Annotated in this window: 15 protein-coding genes; 4 read left to right on the top strand and 11 right to left on the bottom strand. The window is 66.2% G+C overall.

Features of this window, described 5'->3' with window-relative positions:
* Entirely contained in the window at window positions 1–1,491 is a 1,491-nt protein-coding gene (locus LQG66_RS28075) for an N-acyl-D-amino-acid deacylase family protein (protein WP_231319006.1), read from the bottom strand.
* Between the two features lie 253 nt (window positions 1,492–1,744).
* On the opposite strand from LQG66_RS28075, the gene LQG66_RS28070 reads away from it, so the two are divergent.
* A complete protein-coding gene (locus LQG66_RS28070) occupies window positions 1,745–2,782 on the top strand; it encodes a zinc-dependent alcohol dehydrogenase family protein (protein ID WP_231319004.1) in 1,038 nt (345 codons plus the stop codon).
* Between the two features lie 49 nt (window positions 2,783–2,831).
* Here the strand turns inward: LQG66_RS28070 and glgA are convergent, their stop codons facing one another.
* The 10 genes from glgA to LQG66_RS28020 all read right to left on the bottom strand — a co-directional run bounded on the left by glgA (window position 2,832) and on the right by LQG66_RS28020 (window position 14,643).
* Complete coding sequence (glgA, locus tag LQG66_RS28065) at window positions 2,832–4,292, bottom strand: glycogen synthase GlgA (RefSeq protein ID WP_231319002.1); 1,461 nt, start codon at window positions 4,290–4,292, stop codon at window positions 2,832–2,834.
* Window positions 4,289–5,554: a glucose-1-phosphate adenylyltransferase gene (gene glgC, locus LQG66_RS28060; protein ID WP_231318991.1), complete on the bottom strand. Its 1,266-nt coding sequence runs from the start codon at window positions 5,552–5,554 to the stop codon at window positions 4,289–4,291. Before glgC ends, glgA begins: the two co-directional genes overlap by 4 nt.
* A 133-nt stretch (window positions 5,555–5,687) precedes the next feature.
* Window positions 5,688–6,635 (bottom strand): carbohydrate kinase family protein, encoded by a 948-nt coding sequence (locus LQG66_RS28055; RefSeq protein WP_231318989.1) that lies wholly within the window; start codon window positions 6,633–6,635, stop codon window positions 5,688–5,690.
* A gap of 2 nt (window positions 6,636–6,637) precedes the next feature.
* Window positions 6,638–8,281 (bottom strand): FGGY-family carbohydrate kinase, encoded by a 1,644-nt coding sequence (locus LQG66_RS28050; protein WP_231318987.1) that lies wholly within the window; start codon window positions 8,279–8,281, stop codon window positions 6,638–6,640.
* 29 nt (window positions 8,282–8,310) lie between these two features.
* Entirely contained in the window at window positions 8,311–9,084 is a 774-nt protein-coding gene (locus LQG66_RS28045; RefSeq protein ID WP_231318985.1) for an SDR family NAD(P)-dependent oxidoreductase, read from the bottom strand.
* Between the two features lie 47 nt (window positions 9,085–9,131).
* Window positions 9,132–10,139: an ABC transporter ATP-binding protein gene (locus tag LQG66_RS28040; protein ID WP_231318984.1), complete on the bottom strand. Its 1,008-nt coding sequence runs from the start codon at window positions 10,137–10,139 to the stop codon at window positions 9,132–9,134.
* A 15-nt stretch (window positions 10,140–10,154) separates the two neighbouring features.
* Window positions 10,155–10,985, bottom strand: a complete 831-nt coding sequence (locus LQG66_RS28035; protein ID WP_231318982.1) for a carbohydrate ABC transporter permease — start codon at window positions 10,983–10,985, stop codon at window positions 10,155–10,157.
* Window positions 10,986–10,989: 4 nt separating this feature from the next.
* Entirely contained in the window at window positions 10,990–11,862 is an 873-nt protein-coding gene (locus tag LQG66_RS28030; protein WP_231318979.1) for a carbohydrate ABC transporter permease, read from the bottom strand.
* Window positions 11,863–12,195: 333 nt separating this feature from the next.
* Window positions 12,196–13,485: an ABC transporter substrate-binding protein gene (locus LQG66_RS28025; protein WP_425601363.1), complete on the bottom strand. Its 1,290-nt coding sequence runs from the start codon at window positions 13,483–13,485 to the stop codon at window positions 12,196–12,198.
* 207 nt (window positions 13,486–13,692) lie between these two features.
* Complete coding sequence (locus LQG66_RS28020) at window positions 13,693–14,643, bottom strand: sugar-binding transcriptional regulator (RefSeq protein WP_231318976.1); 951 nt, start codon at window positions 14,641–14,643, stop codon at window positions 13,693–13,695.
* A 406-nt stretch (window positions 14,644–15,049) separates the two neighbouring features.
* On the opposite strand from LQG66_RS28020, the gene LQG66_RS28015 reads away from it, so the two are divergent.
* From LQG66_RS28015 to LQG66_RS28005, 3 genes are all read left to right on the top strand, one after another.
* Window positions 15,050–15,460, top strand: coding sequence for a flagellar basal body rod protein FlgC (locus tag LQG66_RS28015; RefSeq protein WP_231318974.1), 411 nt, complete (start codon window positions 15,050–15,052; stop codon window positions 15,458–15,460).
* Window positions 15,461–15,595: 135 nt separating this feature from the next.
* Window positions 15,596–15,790: a hypothetical protein gene (locus tag LQG66_RS28010; protein ID WP_231318971.1), complete on the top strand. Its 195-nt coding sequence runs from the start codon at window positions 15,596–15,598 to the stop codon at window positions 15,788–15,790.
* A 36-nt stretch (window positions 15,791–15,826) separates the two neighbouring features.
* Window positions 15,827–16,330 carry a DUF3990 domain-containing protein gene (locus LQG66_RS28005; RefSeq protein ID WP_231318969.1) on the top strand — a complete coding sequence of 168 codons (504 nt, stop codon included), beginning with the start codon at window positions 15,827–15,829 and terminating at the stop codon, window positions 16,328–16,330.
* Window positions 16,331–16,336: the final 6 nt, after the last annotated feature.

Genomic DNA, 16,336 nt, shown 5'->3' with positions numbered 1-16,336 from the left:
CTATTGGAGTGTCTTCTTGCCCGTGCCTACGGCGCGCGCGATCACTTGGCCGGCGCGAGCCTTCTGGTGCACGCCCTGCCACCAGGTGAGCGCGCCGTTGACGATGACGGCCTCGATGCCGGCGGCCGGCACGCACGGGTCATCATAGGTCGCGGTGTCGCGCACGCTTGCCGCATCGAAGATCGTGATGTCGGCATGGTTGCCGACCGCGATGGTGCCGCGCGCCTTGATGCCGAAATTCTGCGCGGTCAGCCCGCTCATCTTCCAGACCGCGGTTTCCAACGGGAACAGCTCGAGCTCGCGGCAGTAATAGCCGAGCACGCGCGGGAATGTGCCCCACAGACGCGGATGCGGACGCTCGCCGAACGGCAGGCCGTCGGAGCCGATCATGGTCGGCTCGAACGCCAGGATGGTCTGCACGTCGGCCTCGTCCATCGCGAAGTAGATCGCGGAGGCCGGCTGCAGCCGCTTCGCGGCTTCCAGCCGGTCGACGCCCCAGCTGGCTGCGATGTCGGCGAGATCGCGGCCCGCGACTTCCGGATGCGGACCTGACGCCGCCACGACGACCTTGACCTGCAGCTTGGCCGGATCGGTGTGCAGCATTGTCGAGGAAGCATTGTAGGGATAGCAGTCGAGCGCGACGCACTGGCAGCTCATCGCCTTCGCAATCAGCGGCAGCGTCTCCTTCGTGCGCCCGAAATTCGCCGGCCCCACCACCTTGTGATGCGAGATCACGACCTGGACGTCGAGCGCCTTGCCGATCGCGAAGCTCTCCTCCAGCGACCGTATCACCTCGTCGGCCTCGTTGCGCATATGCGTCGCATAGACCGCGCCGCTGCCGGTGAGGGGCCGGCAGATATCGATGATCTCCTCGGTCGGTGCCGCCTCCGCGGGCGGATAGAAGGTTCCGGTCGAAACGCCGATGGCGCCGGCATCGAGCGCCTCCTGCACGCAGGCGCGCATCTCGACGATCTCCGCCTCGGTCGCGGCTCCGCCGAGATCGCGCATGATCGAGGCGCGCAGCGACGTATGGCCGACCATCGGCGCGACGTTGACCGCAGCAGGCGCCGCATGCAACGCGGCGACGTAGTCGGCGAAAGCGGCATATTCGACGGCCCGGCCCTCGCCGGCCGACAGCAGGCCGAGCGGCATCGGCCGCGAGGTGCCCGGCTTCAGCGGCGCGATGCTGACGCCGCAATTGCCGGTCACCACCGTGGTCACGCCTTGCGAGACCTTGCAGGTCATCTGGGGATCGACGAGGACCGCGCTGTCGTCATGCGTGTGCGAGTCGATGAAGCCCGGCGCGACGATGCGCCCCGTGGCGTCGATCACGCGGTGCGCCGCCTTGCCTTCAAGTTCGCCGATCGCAACGATGCGGCCATCCTTGATGCCGACATCGGCCTCGAAACGTGGTGCGCGTGTGCCGTCGACGACGGTGCCGCCGCGGATGATGAGATCGAAAGACGCGGGCGAATTCGGGATGTCGGTCATGAGGTCTCGGTCTTGCTGGGAACCGCAGGACTATCCGCGAGCCGTGTCGAAGCGTCCAGCGCGATCCGCATGTGATCTGCGCCGGGCTGGACTGCAAATCGTCGCGGCCACCAAGCTTCCTATCCCGGCATTGGCGCGCTGGTGACAATCAACACACGATAGTGATGCGGATCGTCGCCTCGGTTGATACGCCTCAACGGAGCACAACCTCATCTGCGCCAAGCTTCGAGATGCAACCCTGCGGAGGAACATCATGAAAGCACTGGTCTATCATGGCCCCGGCCAGAAATCCCTGGATGAGCGACCCAAGCCCGTAGTCATCGAGCCCGGCGATGCAATCGTCCGAATTCTGAAGACCACGATCTGCGGCACGGACCTCCACATTCTCAAGGGCGACGTTCCGACCTGCACGCCGGGTCGCATTCTGGGTCATGAGGGTGTCGGCGTGGTCGACGCGGTCGGCAGCGCGGTGCGCGCCTTCAAGCCGGGCGATCACGTCATCATCTCCTGCATCTCAGCCTGTGGGACCTGCGACTATTGCCGCCGCGGCATGTACTCGCATTGCCGCCACGGCGGCTGGATCCTCGGCCACAAGATCGATGGCACCCAGGCGGAGTACGTGCGCACGCCTCACGCCGACACCAGCCTCTACCACGTGCCCGCGGGCACCGAGGAGGACGCGCTGGTGATGTTGAGCGACATCCTCCCGACCGGTTTCGAATGTGGCGTGCTCAATGGCAAGGTCGAGCCGGGCGCGACGGTGGCGATCGTGGGCGCGGGTCCGATCGGATTGGCGGCGCTGTTGACCGCGCAGTTCTATTCGCCGGCCGAGATCATCATGATCGACCTTGACGACAACCGGCTCGAGGTCGCCGCCCGCTTCGGCGCCACCAGCGTCATCAACAACACCGACGGCAAGGCGGTCGACAAGGTCATGGCGCTGACGAACGGCCGCGGCGTCGACACCGCGATCGAGGCGGTCGGCGTCCCCGCGACGTTCGTGACCTGCGAAGACATCGTCGCCCCCGGCGGCGTGATCGCCAATGTCGGCGTGCACGGGGTCAAGGTCGACCTGCATCTCGAGAAGCTGTGGGACCGCAACATTGCGATCACGACGCGGCTGGTCGATACCGTGACGACGCCGATGCTGCTCAAGACGGTACAGTCGCGCAAGCTCGAACCGAAGCGGCTGATCACCCATCGTTTCAGGCTCGATCAGATTCTCGATGCCTATGAGACGTTCGGCGCCGCCGCCAAGACGCACGCGCTGAAGGTCCTGATCGAGGCATGAGGCGCGAGGCCTGCTGGCTTGCATGTCTCCGCCGACGCAGCGCGCAGCCTCATGCTCCGCGCTGCGCGACGATCTGCCGATACAGCTCGGCATAACGGCCGGCCCGGTGCCGCCACGACACGTCGGTCAGCATCGCGTTGAGCTGCATGCGCGGCCAGTTCGAGGCGTTGCTGCGCGTGGCATAGAACGCCGCAGCGGCCCGGCGCAGCGCGTGGTCGAGCGCCTCGGCCGTGACCGGGCTGAACTTGAAGCCGGTGGCCGCCACGCCGGCCTCGCTCTCGTCGATCACGGTGTCGGCAAGGCCGCCGACCGCGGCGACGATCGGCAGCGCGCCGTAGCGCAGCGCGCAGAGCTGCGTCAGCCCGCACGGCTCGAAGCGCGACGGCACCACCAGCGCGTCGCAGCCGGCCTGGATCTGGTGGGCGAGCGTTTCGTCATAGCCCGTGACGACGCCGATCTGACCAGGATGCGCCAACGCCGCCGCCCGGAAGCCATCGCGCAGCTCGGCATCCCCGTCGCCCAGCACGGCCAGTTGAATGCCGCTGCCGGTCAGCGTCGGCAGGCATGCCAGCAACAGGTCGAGCCCCTTCTGCGAGGTCAGCCGGCTGACAACGCCGAGCAGGAACGTGTCCGGCGAGGCCTGCAGGCCCATGCGCGCCTGCAACGCGGCTTTGTTGGGCGCCCGCGCCTCGAGCCGCTCGATGCTGTAGTTGGATGCGAGCGCAGCATCGGCTGCCGGGTCCCAGACGGTCGTATCGATGCCATTGAGGATACCGACCAGGTCACGCGCGCGCTGGCGAAGGAGGCCGCCGAGACCCATGCCATGCTCGTCGCTCTGGATCTCCCGGGCATAGGTCGGCGACACCGTCGTGATCTTGTCGGCGAACTGCAGCCCCGCCTTGAGGAAGCTGATGTCGCCGTAATATTCGAGGCCATAGATCGAGAAGGATTCCGGCGGCAGGCCGAGCGGCGCGAGGTAGTGGCGCGGAAAGCGCCCCTGGAACGCCAGATTGTGCACGGTCATGACCGCGCCAGGATGTGGCCGGTGGCTGTACAGCAGATAGGCCGGCACGAGCGCAGCCTGCCAGTCATGGCCATGAACGACATCCGGCACGAAGGCCGGCACCGCGCCGAGCCCGATATAGGCGGCGGCGCGCGCCAGGGCCGCGAAACGGAACGCGTTGTCCGGCCAGTCCTTGCCGTCCGGCCCGAGATACGGGTTGCCCTCGCGGTCGTAGAGATGCGGCGCATCGAGCACGAACAGATCGAGCGCGCCGTGGCTGCCGCCGAGCAGCCGGGCGTTGCCGCCGAAGAAATTCGGCAGCGAGCTGATTTCGGTCGTCTGCTCCAACGCCGCCATGACCGCGGGATAGCCGGGAATCAGCGTGCGGACCTCGACGTCCTCCGCCATGAGCGCCCACGGCAACGCGCCGACGACGTCGGCGAGGCCGCCCGTCTTGACGATCGGATAAACCTCCGACGCAACCGACAGAACACGCAGTGGCGTCATGAATTGAGCCCATCGATCATCGGCTGGGTGATCAGGGTCACGCCGGTCTCCGTGGTCCTGAACCGCTTGGCGTCGAATTCCGGATCCTCGCCGACCACGAGCCCTTCCGGAATCTGCACGCCGCGATCGACCACCACGTTGGTCAGCCGCGCGTGACGGGCGACATTGACGTAGGGCAACAGCACGGCGTTCTGCAACTTGGCATAGGAATGCAGATGAGCCCCGGTGAACAGCAGCGAGCGCTGCACCGAGGCGCCCGAGACGATGCAGCCGCCCGACACCAGCGAGCAGGTCGCCTCGCCGCGCCGGCCGTCCTCGTCGTGAACGAACTTGGCCGGCGGCGTGATCTCCGAATAGGTCCAGAGCGGCCACGAGCGATCATAGAGATCGAGCTCAGGCAGCACGTCTGTCAGGTCGAGATTGGCCGCCCAATAGGCATCGACCGTTCCAACATCCCGCCAATAGCTGCGCTCGTCCAGACCGGCGCGGACACAGGAGCGCGAGAACTGGTGGGCGACGGCGCGGCCGTTCTTGACGATGTAGGGAATGATGTCGCGGCCGAAATCATGATTGGAGTTTGGATCGCCGGCGTCGCGCTTCAGCTCCTCGAACAGGAATTTGGCGTCGAACACGTAGATGCCCATGCTCGCGAGCGACTTGTCGGGCTTACCCGGCATCGGCGGCGGATCGGCCGGCTTCTCGATGAAGTCGCGGATCGTGTCGTCCTCATTGATGTGCATGACGCCGAAGCCTGAGGATTCCTCGCGCGGCATCTCCAGGCAGCCGACGGTGACGTCGGCGCGCTGGTCGACATGCTGCTGCAGCATCAGCTCGTAGTCCATCTTGTAGATGTGGTCGCCGGCCAGCACGACGATGTATTTCGTATTGTAGGTCTCGAGGATGTCGATGTTCTGATATACGGCGTCGGCCGTTCCGACGTACCACATCGTCTCCGACACGCGCTGACTGGCGGGCAGGATGTCGAAGCTTTCGTTGCGCTCGGGGCGGAAGAAGTTCCAGCCCATCTGCAGGTGCCGGATCAGGCTGTGCGCCTTGTACTGCGTCGCCACTGCAATGCGACGGATGCCGGAATTGACGGCGTTCGACAGCGCGAAATCGATGATGCGCGACTTGCCGCCGAAATAGACGGCGGGCTTGGCGCGACGGTCGGTCAGCTCCAGCAGCCGGCTGCCGCGTCCGCCGGCCAACACGAAGGCCAGCGCGTGACGGGACAGCGGCTCGGTCCGTGCGGCGGGTGCCATGGTTCTCCTCCCTGCAACTCGTTGTCGCGTCATGATGTCGGTCACGGGAGCAACGTCGGTCATCCGCCGCTTCCGGTCCTCACATATGACGGGGGAACAGCCAACCAGTTCCCAATGCTGAGTGCAATGGGCTTCAGTCGAGGTCGGCCCAGGTCGTGGCCATCTCGCCCCAGCGCGGCGGGTCGGCGCCTTCGCGCGCGCAAGTCACGGCTGCGCACGCGGCGGCGAAGGCGAGGACGCGACGCAGTTGGACCGTGGTGAGCGCCTCGAGCCCGCTCTTGCCCAACCGGCCGAGCTTATTCAGCGCGAACAGGAGCCCGGCCTGGAAGCTGTCGCCGGCCCCGATCGTGTCGACGACGTCGATGGCGGGAGCCGCGACCTCGACCATTCCCGCACCGGCATGCCAGCCCAGCGCGCCCTTGGGGCCGCGGGTGACCACGAACAGGTGCGTGCCGCGCGCCAGCAGAGCGTCGGCACGCGCCGCATAATCGTCGTGCCCATGCAAATACTCGAAATCGACATCCGACATCTTGATCAGGTCCGCGGACGCGGCAAATTCGTCCATCCGAGCGCGATAGGCTGCCTTGTCCTGCACGAGGTTCGGCCGGCAGTTCGGATCGAAGGAGATCGTCACCGCGCCGCCGGCTGCGCCGATCAAGGCACGGGTCTCTCCGGCGCCCTGATCGTGGATCAGCGTGGTCGAGCCGACATGGATGGCATCAATGTTTGCAAAGGGAATGCTGTCCGGCTGCCAGGTCCATTTCCGCGCCGCCGTTTCCGCGTCGTAGAAGGCATACTGCGCCTCGCCGCCGACATGGCGGACGAAGGCCAGCGTGGTCTGGTCGGAGCTGCGGGTGGTGTAGCCGAGGTCGACGTCCGACTCTTGCGCATGCGCTGCGATCATGGCGCCGAACAGGTCGGTCGAGATCCCGCCGACGAATCCGGTCGGCGCGCCCAGGCGCGCCACTCCGACCGCAACGTTCAGGCAGGAGCCGCCGACCACCGGCCGCAAGACATCGCGCCCGTCGGCCAGTCTGGCCGGGACGAAATCGATCAGCGCATCGCCGCAACTCAGGATCATGGTCATGCCTCCCCAGCGGCCCCATGCATCACGGAACGGCTCTCGCGATCAAGCGTCCGCAGCAGGCCATGGATGCGCCGCTTGCGGCGATGGAAGGCGGCGACGCCTGGATCGGTCGGGTCGCTGAGGCGGCCGAGCGTGGACATCGAGGCCATCGTGTCGCCGATCGAGCGGAAGGCGCCGCCGGCGACCGCGCCAAGCATGGCCGCACCCAGCAGCACCGGTTCCTGGGTGCCCGGCAGCGCCACCGTCAGCCCGGTCGTATCGGCCATGATCTGGCGCACCAGCGGACTGCGCGAGGCGCCGCCAGCCATGACCAGGGTCCGGCTGGTCACGCCGTTGGCGGCGAAGGCGTCGATCACGTCGGCCAGGCCGTACGCGAGCCCGCACAGCCCGGCCACGAGCAGCCGCTCCATCGCGCCGATATCAGCGTCGAGATCGAGGCCCGCGATGACGGCGCGCGAGGCCGGATCGGCATAGGGCGAGCGGTTGCCCAGGAACTCGGGGAGGATATGGAGGTCGCGCGCGAGCAGCGCAGCAACACCGGCGCCGTTGGTGCGCGCCATGATCCGCTTCTCGAGGAAGCTGATGACATCAAGCCCCTCGGCGCGGGCCGCAGCGGTCGCCTCGGCAGACGCCGGATGCGAGCGCAGCAGATGATCGATCGCAGCGCCCGCGGCGGACTGGCCGCCCTCGTTGAGCCAGAGCCCGGGCACCATGCCCTGATAATAAGGGCCCCACACGCCCGGCACGAAGGACGGCGCCCGCGTCGTGGCCATGATACAGGCCGATGTCCCCATGATGTAGGCGAGGCGGTCGCAGACCTCAACCTCACCACCGTCAGCCGCGCGGCCGCCGATCGCGCCGATGCCGCCGGCGTGGGCGTCGATCAGCGCGGCGCCGACCGGCGTGCCCGCCACGAGCCCAAGCTCCTTCGCCGCGTCCCGCGACAGCCCGTGGCCGAGCGCCGTGCCCGGTGCAACGATCTCGGTGCCGATCCGCGCATAATTCTCCGCGACGAAATCGTCGAGCCCGATTCGGCGGAAGTACGCCGCACTCCAGCACGTCTCGTGGGCGAGATAGTTCCACTTGCAGGTGACCGTGCACATCGAGCGTGCCAGCGAGCCCGTCGCACGAAAGGTGAGAAAATCGGCGAGGTCGAAGAAGTGCCCGGCGGCGTCGAAGCTCGTCCGCAGATGCCGCTTCAACCACAAGAGCTTCGGCATCTCCATTTCCGGCGAGATCGAGCCGCCGACATAGCGCAGCACCTCGTCCTCGGTCGCATTGATATCGCGCGCCTCGGCCAGCGCGCGGTGATCCATCCACACGATGACGTTGCGTTGGGCATCACCGGAACCGCTGACGGTCAGCGGCGCGCCTTCCCGGTCGAGCACCACCAGCGAGCAGGTTGCGTCGAAGCCGATGCCCTTGATCAGGTCCGGCGCGATGGCGGCTTCCGCCAGCGCGGCTTTGACAGCGGCGCAACAGGCGCGCCAGATGTCGTCGGAGGATTGCTCGACGACGTCGCCGGCCTCGTGCCAGGTCCGGATCGGATGCCGCGCCGCGGCAAGCAGGCGGCCGGCCTCATCGAAAACTCCGGCACGCGTGCTGGTTGTGCCGACATCGACACCGACAAAGGCCTGCATGTTCCACTCCCGTCAATTTTGACGAGAGCTTACCAGCAAGTGTAGCCGCCATCGACAACGACGACGCTGCCGGTCATCAAACTTGCCGCCTCCGAGGCCAGGAACAGCACCACCGAGGCGATCTCCTCGACCTGCCCCATGCGCCCCATCGGGGTTCCACCGATCCAGGCGTCGTACATGCGCGGATTGCTCTTCACGAAGGCGTTGAGCGGCGTCTCGATATAGGTCGGCGCGACGGCGTTGACCCGGATGCCACGCGCGCCCCATTCGGCCGCCAGCGACTTGGTCAGATGATGCACTGCGGCCTTCGAGGCGTTGTAGAAGCACTGCTCCTGCGGCTTGTTGACGATGAAGCCGGACATCGAGCCGATGTTGACGATGCTGCCGCTCTTGGCCGTCAGCATGTGCTTGCCGAAGGCGCGGCAGCACCAGAACGTGCCGTTGAGATTGACGTCGAGCACGTTGAGCCAGTGCTCGTCGGTCACGGTCTCGGCCGGCGTCTCGCTGCGCGCAATGCCGGCGTTATTGACGAGAATGTCGACCTTGCCGTAACGCGCGACCAGATCGTCGGCGACCGCCGTGACCTGCGCCGAATTGGTGACGTCCATCAGCGCGGTCTCGGTGTCCAGGCCTTTGGCTTTCATCGCCGCCTGCCCGTCCGCCGCCGCCTTGGCATCGCGATCGGCGATCACGACACGGGCGCCTGCCTCCGCCAGCGCCTCCACGCAGGCGAGGCCGATGCCCTGCCCGCCGCCGGTGACCAACGCGGTCTTGCCGTTCAGTTTGAATTTTTCCAGATACATCGTCGTGGTCCGTTGTTGTCGTTGACACCCGGAGGGGGCGTCACCTCTCATGCGAAGATCGAATTGCCGTTGGCATCGAAGCGATAGATCCGGTTCGGCTCCGGCCGCAGCGTCACCTCGTCGCCGGCGCTGAGGCGTTTTTCGCCGACAACGCGCACCGTGAGCGTGCCGAGCAGGCCTGCATCGACATAGAGAAAGGTGTCGCTGCCGAGATGCTCCGCGATCACGACCTTGCCGCGCCAGCCCTCGCCGCCCTCGTCGACGATGCCGACATGCTCGGGTCTTACGCCGATCGTGACGGCGCCGCGCCGTTCGGCCTCTGCGCCGGTGATCAAGTTCATCTTCGGCGAGCCGATGAAGCCGGCGACGAACAGATTGGCCGGCCGCTGGTAGAGCTCGATCGGCGAGCCATATTGCTCGATGCGGCCGGCGTTCAGCACCACAATCTTGTCGGCCATGGTCATGGCCTCGACCTGGTCGTGGGTCACGTAGATCGCCGTGGTGCCGAGCTGCTTCTGCAGCCGCGTCACCTCGAGCCGCATCTGCACGCGCAGCGCGGCGTCGAGATTGGACAGCGGCTCGTCGAACAGGAACGCCTTGGGCTCGCGCACGATGGCGCGGCCGATCGCGACGCGCTGGCGCTGGCCGCCGGAGAGCTCGCGCGGCTTGCGGTCGAGATAGGGCGTGAGGTTCAAGGTGGCAGCCGCCGCCTCGACCTTCTGATTGATTTCGGCCTTGGGCAGCCCGGCCATCTTGAGACCGAAGGCGATGTTGCCGCGCACGCTCATATGCGGATAGAGCGCGTAGGACTGGAACACCATCGACAGGCCGCGCTTGGCCGGCGGCACGTCAACGACGTTCAAATCATCGATCAGGATGCGGCCGCCCGTGACGTCCTCCAGCCCTGCGATCAGCCGCAGCAGCGTGGTCTTGCCGCAGCCGGACGGGCCGACGAACACCACGAAGGCACCATCGGGGATGTCGAGATCGGCGCCCTTGATGATGTGGACGGGTCCGAACGATTTCTGCACACCTTCAAGCGTGATCCGTCCCATGGTCCCAGCCTTTCGTTATTTCACTGCGCCGAAGGTCAGCCCGCGCACGAGCTGCTTCTGGCTGAACCAGCCGATGATCAGGATCGGCGCGATCGCGAGCGTGGAGGCCGCCGACAGCCGCGCCCAGAACAGGCCTTCCGGGCTCGAATAGGAGGCGATGAAGGTCGTCAGCGGCGCCGCATTCAGGGTCGACAGGTTCAAGGTCCAGAACGCCTCGTTCCAGGCCAGGATCAGGTTGAGCAGCATGGTCGAGGCCAGCCCGGGAATCGCCATCGGCGTCAGCACGTAGATCAGCTCGCGGCCGATCGTGGCGCCGTCCATCCGCGCCGCTTCCAGGATGTCCTTCGGGATCTCCTTGAAGTAGGTGAACAGCATCCAGATCACGATCGGCAGATTGCCGAGGCACAGGATGAAGACCAGCCCGCTGCGGGTGTCGAGCAGCCCCATGTTCTTGTAGATCAGGTAGATCGGAACGAGCACGCCGACCGGCGGCATCATCTTGGTCGAGAGCATCCAGAGCAGGATGTCCTTGGTGCGCTTGGTCGGCGAGAACGCCATCGACCATGCCGCGGGAATCGCGATCAACATCGCAATCAAGGTCGATCCGCCGGCGACGATCAGCGAGTTCAGTGCGTGATGCAGGTAGTCGCTGCGCTCCTGCACGGTGGCGTAGTTCTCGGTGGTCCAGTGGAAGAACAGGAACGATGGCGGCGTCGCGAACGCCTCTAGCTCGGTCTTGAAGCTCGCCAGCACCATCCACAGGATCGGGAAGAAGATCACGAACCCGGCGAGCCACGCGGCTACCGTCGAGATCACGACATGACGTCCGGTGACCTTGCGCGCCATGAGCTCACGCCTCCAGATTGCGGCCGACGATGCGGACCAGGAAGAAGGCGACGATGTTGGCGATGACGACAGCAACGAGGCCGCCCGCCGAGGCGGTGCCGACATCGAACTGGATCAGCGCCTGCGAATAGACCAGGAAGGCGATGTTGGTGGTCTGCAATCCAGGCCCGCCGCCTGTCGTGACGAAGATCTCGGCGAACACGGTGAGCAGGAAGATGGTCTCGATCAGGATCACCACCGTGATCGGGCGCGCCAGATGCGGCACGGTCAGATAGATGAAGCGCGACACCGCGCTGGCGCCGTCCATCTCGGCCGCCTCCTTCTGTTCCTCGTCGAGCGACTGCAGCGCGGTCAACAGGATCAGGGTCGCGAACGGCAGCCACTGCCAGGCGACGATGAAGATGACGGCGAGCAGCGGGGCGTCGGTGAACCAGTCGATCGGCGTCATCCCGAGCGAGGTCGCGATCCACGCGAACAGGCCGGACACGGGGTGCATCAGCAGGTTCTTCCACACCAGCGCGCTGACGGTCGGCATCACGAAGAACGGCGCGATCACCATCAGGCGGATGATGTTGCGGCCGATCACCGGCTGGTCGAGCAGGATCGCCAGGGGAATGCCGAGGCCGATCGTGAGCAGCAGCACCGAGCCGACCAGGACGAGCGTGTTCTGCAGCGAGGCGAGGAAGGCGGGGTCGGTGAGGAAGTACTCGAAATTCTCCAGGCCGACGAAGCTCTCCGAGCCGGGATCGAGCAGGCTGTAGTGCAGGGTCGAGAAGTAGACCGTCAGCGCCAGCGGCACGATCATCCAGATGAACAGCAGGATGACCGCGGGCGACAGCAGCGCGCGGGCCAGGATTTGCGTCTGTCTGGTGGCCATGTTGGTTGTCCTCGTTCGCGCACAGCGGCATCGTCATTGCGACCGAAGCGACGCAATCCAGTGTCGCGGGCGGGACTCTGGATTGCTTCGTCGCCTTGGGCTCCTCGCAATGACGAGCTGATAACTCGCGTAGGGTGGGCAAAGGCGCAAAACGCCGTGCCCACCATCTTCACCTTTGCCGGGGCGCGGTGGACACGCTTCGCTTTGCCCACCCTACGAAGCTCGCATGCCGGCCCCATCGGAGAGAAAATGCGGCCATCCCCGTGGGGAGGGATGGCCGCCAGTGATCAGCTCGGGAGGAGTTTTGGTTTCGAGCTGATAACCTTGGCGCGCCTATTTGATGTAGCCGGCGCGCTTCATCTCGCGTTCGGTGGAGGACTGTGCCGCCGCGAGTGCCGCATCGACCGTCATCGAGCCGGCGAGCGCAGCGGAGAACTGCTGTCCGACCGCCGTGCCGATGCCCTGGAACTCAGGAATGGCGGCATACTGCACGCCGACATACGGCACCGGCTTCACCGTCGGCTTGTTCGGATCGGCGGCATCGATCGAGGCGAGCGTCAGCTTGGCGAACGGCGCGACCTTCAGGTACTCCTCGTTCTTGTAGAGCGAGGTGCGGGTGCCTGGCGGCACGTTGGCCCAGCCGTCCTTGGATGCCACCAGCTTGAGATAGTCCTTGCTGGTCGCCCAGGCGATGAACTTCTCGGCCGCCTCGACCTTCTGCGAGCCGGCGGGGACCGCGAGGCTCCACGCCCACAGCCAGTTGGCGTTCTTGCCGAGGCCGGTGTTCGGCGCCAACGCGAAGCCAACCTTGTCGGCGACCTTGGAGTCCTTCGGGTTGGTCACGAACGAGGCAGCAACCGTCGCATCGATCCACATCGCGCATTTGCCCGAGTTGAACAGCGCGAGGTTCTCGTTGAAGCCGTTGGAGCTGGCGCCGGGAGGGCCGGCTTCCTTCATCAGGTCGACATAGGTCGACAGCGTCTTCTTCCATTCCGGCGTGTTGAACTGCGGCTGCCATTTCTCGTCGAACCAGCGCGCGCCGAACGAGTTCGACATCGCGGTCAGGAATGCCATGTTCTCGCCCCAGCCGGCCTTGCCGCGCAGGCAGATACCGAACACGCCGCCCTGCTTGTCGGTGAGCTTCTTGGCGGCGTCGATCACGAAGTCCCAGGTCGGGCTCTCCGGCATCTTCAGCCCGGCCTTGTCGAACAGGTCGGTGCGGTACATCACCATCGAGCTCTCGCCGTAGAACGGCGCCGCATAGAGCTTGCCGTCGACCGACACCGCATCCTTGATCTTCGGCAGGATGTCGCCCACGTCGTAGTCGGCGCCGAGCTTGTCGAGCGGCACCAGCCAGTTCTTCTTGGCCCAGATCGGCACCTCGTAGGTGCCGATGGTGAGGACGTCGAACTGGCCGCCCTTGGTGGCGATGTCGGTGGTGACGCGCTGGCGCAGCATGTTTTCTTCCAGGGTCACCCATTTCACGGAGATGTCGGGATTGGCCTTGGTGAATTCGCTCGTCAGGCCCTGCATCCTGATCATGTCGCCATTGTTGACGGTGGCGATGGTCAGGCTGGTCTCGGCCATTGCGGGCGCGGCGGTCAGCAGCGCGGCGGCGCCCATCAGGGCGGCAAGCATGCTCGTCCGAGTGAAGATGATCTTCACGGTGTCCTCCCTTCCCGTGTCTTTTGAACATATGCTCACGGGCTGAGCTGATGTTCACAACACTGGTCATGCTTTGTCAAGCGTTCGCCGGCGCCTACAGGTTGTGCGGCGCGACGGGGATCAGTCCTGAGATTGAAGAATGGGAGCAGCGGCGTGGCCGACCCGTTACGCCAGAATGGCGCGCGCCGTGGCCTCGTCGGTGATCAAGCCGTTGATCAGCCGCCCAATCAAAGCTGCCCGGATCGCCGGGATCTTGGCCGGACCAAGCGCCGCGGCGATCGTCATCGCACGGGCCGGCACCTCGGGCGGAATGCTGGTGAGCCGCCGGTTGGTGCCGCCGGCGATCACCCGGCCCCCGGCATCATAGGCCCAGCCGGTGATCTCACCGATGGCGCCGAGCCGCATCATTTCGGTGAGCTCGTCGCGGGTGACGAAGCCGTCGACATGCATCTGCGCCTTCTGGTCCATCTGCCCGATGCCGACCAGCTTCAGGTCGGCCTTGTCGGCCACCGCCTTGACCTTGGCGATCGCGTCGAGCCGGACCATGCGGTCGCGCTCGTCCTCCGAGCCCATCAGGAACGGCAGCGGCATCGGATAGTGCCGCGCGCCGGTGCGGTCGGCGAGGCGCCCCACAGTATCAAAGAAGCTCGCCGAGCCGTCTGCCAGGATGTTGCCGACCAGCGAGACGATCTGGTGTTCGGGCCGGTCGATCGGCGAGACGCGCTCGACCGCGGCGCGCACGGCACGGCCGGTGCCGAGCGCGATGATGACGGGCGTCTCGGTGCGCAAAGTGGTTTCGAGCAGGTTGGCGCAGCGCTCGGCAATGCCGGCGGCGCCGGCGGGCGCGGCCGGGTCGGTCGGCACCACCTCGCAATGCACCAGCGCGAAGCGTTCCTTGAGCCGGGCCGCCAGCGCCATGCAGGAGGCGATGGGATGCTCGAGCCGGAACGTGATCAGCCGCTCGGCCAGACACAGCGAGACCAGCCGCTGCGCCGAGGCGCGCGACACCTGGAGCATCCGGGCGATCTCGTCCTGGGTGTGGCCGGCGATGAAATAGAGCCAGCCGGCGCGAGCGGCGTCGTCGAGCCGTGATTTTTCGCTATCGCTGCCCGCCATGGCGCCGAGCCGGCCTCCTCCCAGATATCCCGCACGCCTGCATGGCGGCTTTTCCGCTGACCGGACGGCTCTATGACATGGCCGCCGCGGCGTCGAGAACAGCGTCGGGCCGCCATCCCCAGACCGGGCGGACATCGTCCATCCAGCAGATCATATGCCCTTGATATGAGCAATAGCCCGGCACCCGTCCAATGATCGGGTCTCGCGGCCGACCGTCACATGGTGGCGCCTGCCTCGCATACCCGCGCCGCGGTGAGGACGAAGGGCCGCCAAACACGCCGGCGCCGCGAGGGCCAATGGTGAACGGAGCCTTGCTCCGATCGTTCTGATTTTGCGGTCGAGCTTGACCCTTGCTTACCGGGCGAAGGGTTTAGTTGGCGTTCCACCACGCCTCGACAAGGCACGCATGAGCAGCATCGCCACCATCGCAGTCTCCGGCATGAACGCGGCGTCGCGCCGGCTCGAGGTCTCCGCCTCGAACGTCGCGAATGCCAGGAGCACGGGTGCGCTGCCCGACGCCAACGGCACGCTGCCGGCGAACGCGCCGAAAGCCTATTCGCCGCTCGAGCTGGTGCAAAGCGATGTAGCCGGCGGCGGCACGCAGACCACCGTCACCACCGCAAGCTCCGCGACGTCGGCGAGCTACGATCCGACGGCTCCCTTCGCCAACAAGGACGGCCTGGTCGCCGCGCCCAATGTCGATCTCGCGCAGGAGATGATCAGCCAGTTGGTCGCCAAGTACAGCTTCGCGGCCAATGCGCGCGTGCTGACGGCGAGCGACGAGATGAGCCGGACCGTGATCGACATGAAGGTGTGAGCGCGGCCAAAACGGGCGACGACTCCGCGCCGCTCCCGCGATCCGTTCACCCTGCTCAGCCAGCACCTGCGGCTCGACCAGCAGCCCCTGCCGCTCGTACCGGCCGCGCGTCCGGCTGAAACGCACGACGACCGCGTGGCGCTTGCTGCTCGCCCTCGCGCGCCGCGACAGCAGGGCCTTGCCGGCGGGCAGGAAGACGAGATCCCTAAGGCCGGTGCAGCCGAAGCGCCCGCAGGGTTCGATCACGATGGAATGCGCAACGCCGGCGGCAAGACCGGCATGGAGCGGGATTGCGCGCGGCGTTCCTGCCAAAACGAAATCGACCCGTGATACGATCGGCGGCGATCAGGGCGGAGAAATGCGGCTGTGGCTTGGAGCAACGCACCGGCGCGGGTCTATCACGGGACGACGCTGGCGAATGCGCAGCTGATCGTGAGCCATGGCATCAACCCGCGCGCCGGACGCGGCGCCGCCGATTTCGGCCAGGGCTTCTATGTCACCACGACGCTGCATCAGGCCCAGCAATGGGCCAATCAGAAGGTGAGAAACCTGCCGTCCCACGCCACCGGCGTCGCGGCGGTGCTGAGCTACGACATGGACCGGGATCTGGCTGCGGCCTGCGAGCATCTCACCTTCGTCCTGGCCGATAGCGACTATCATGATTTCGTGCTATTCAATCGGCTCGGAAGTGCGACGCATGGCCGGAGCGGAGGCACTGCTTACGAGCTTGTCCATGGCCCCGTCGCGGCATTTCCGCAGTCGATCACCTACGCCAATTGCGATCAGATCTGCTGCATCGGGGCCAACGCGGTCGCCGCGCTGGGCGCGCCGGTCGGCGGCATCGCGACCGGCAATCCGCTGTTCCCGTGAGAGGCT

It is taken from the genome of Bradyrhizobium ontarionense (assembly GCF_021088345.1).
In the GTDB taxonomy this organism is placed as follows: domain Bacteria; phylum Pseudomonadota; class Alphaproteobacteria; order Rhizobiales; family Xanthobacteraceae; genus Bradyrhizobium; species Bradyrhizobium ontarionense.
This window is presented reverse-complemented; position numbering and strand designations above follow the sequence as displayed.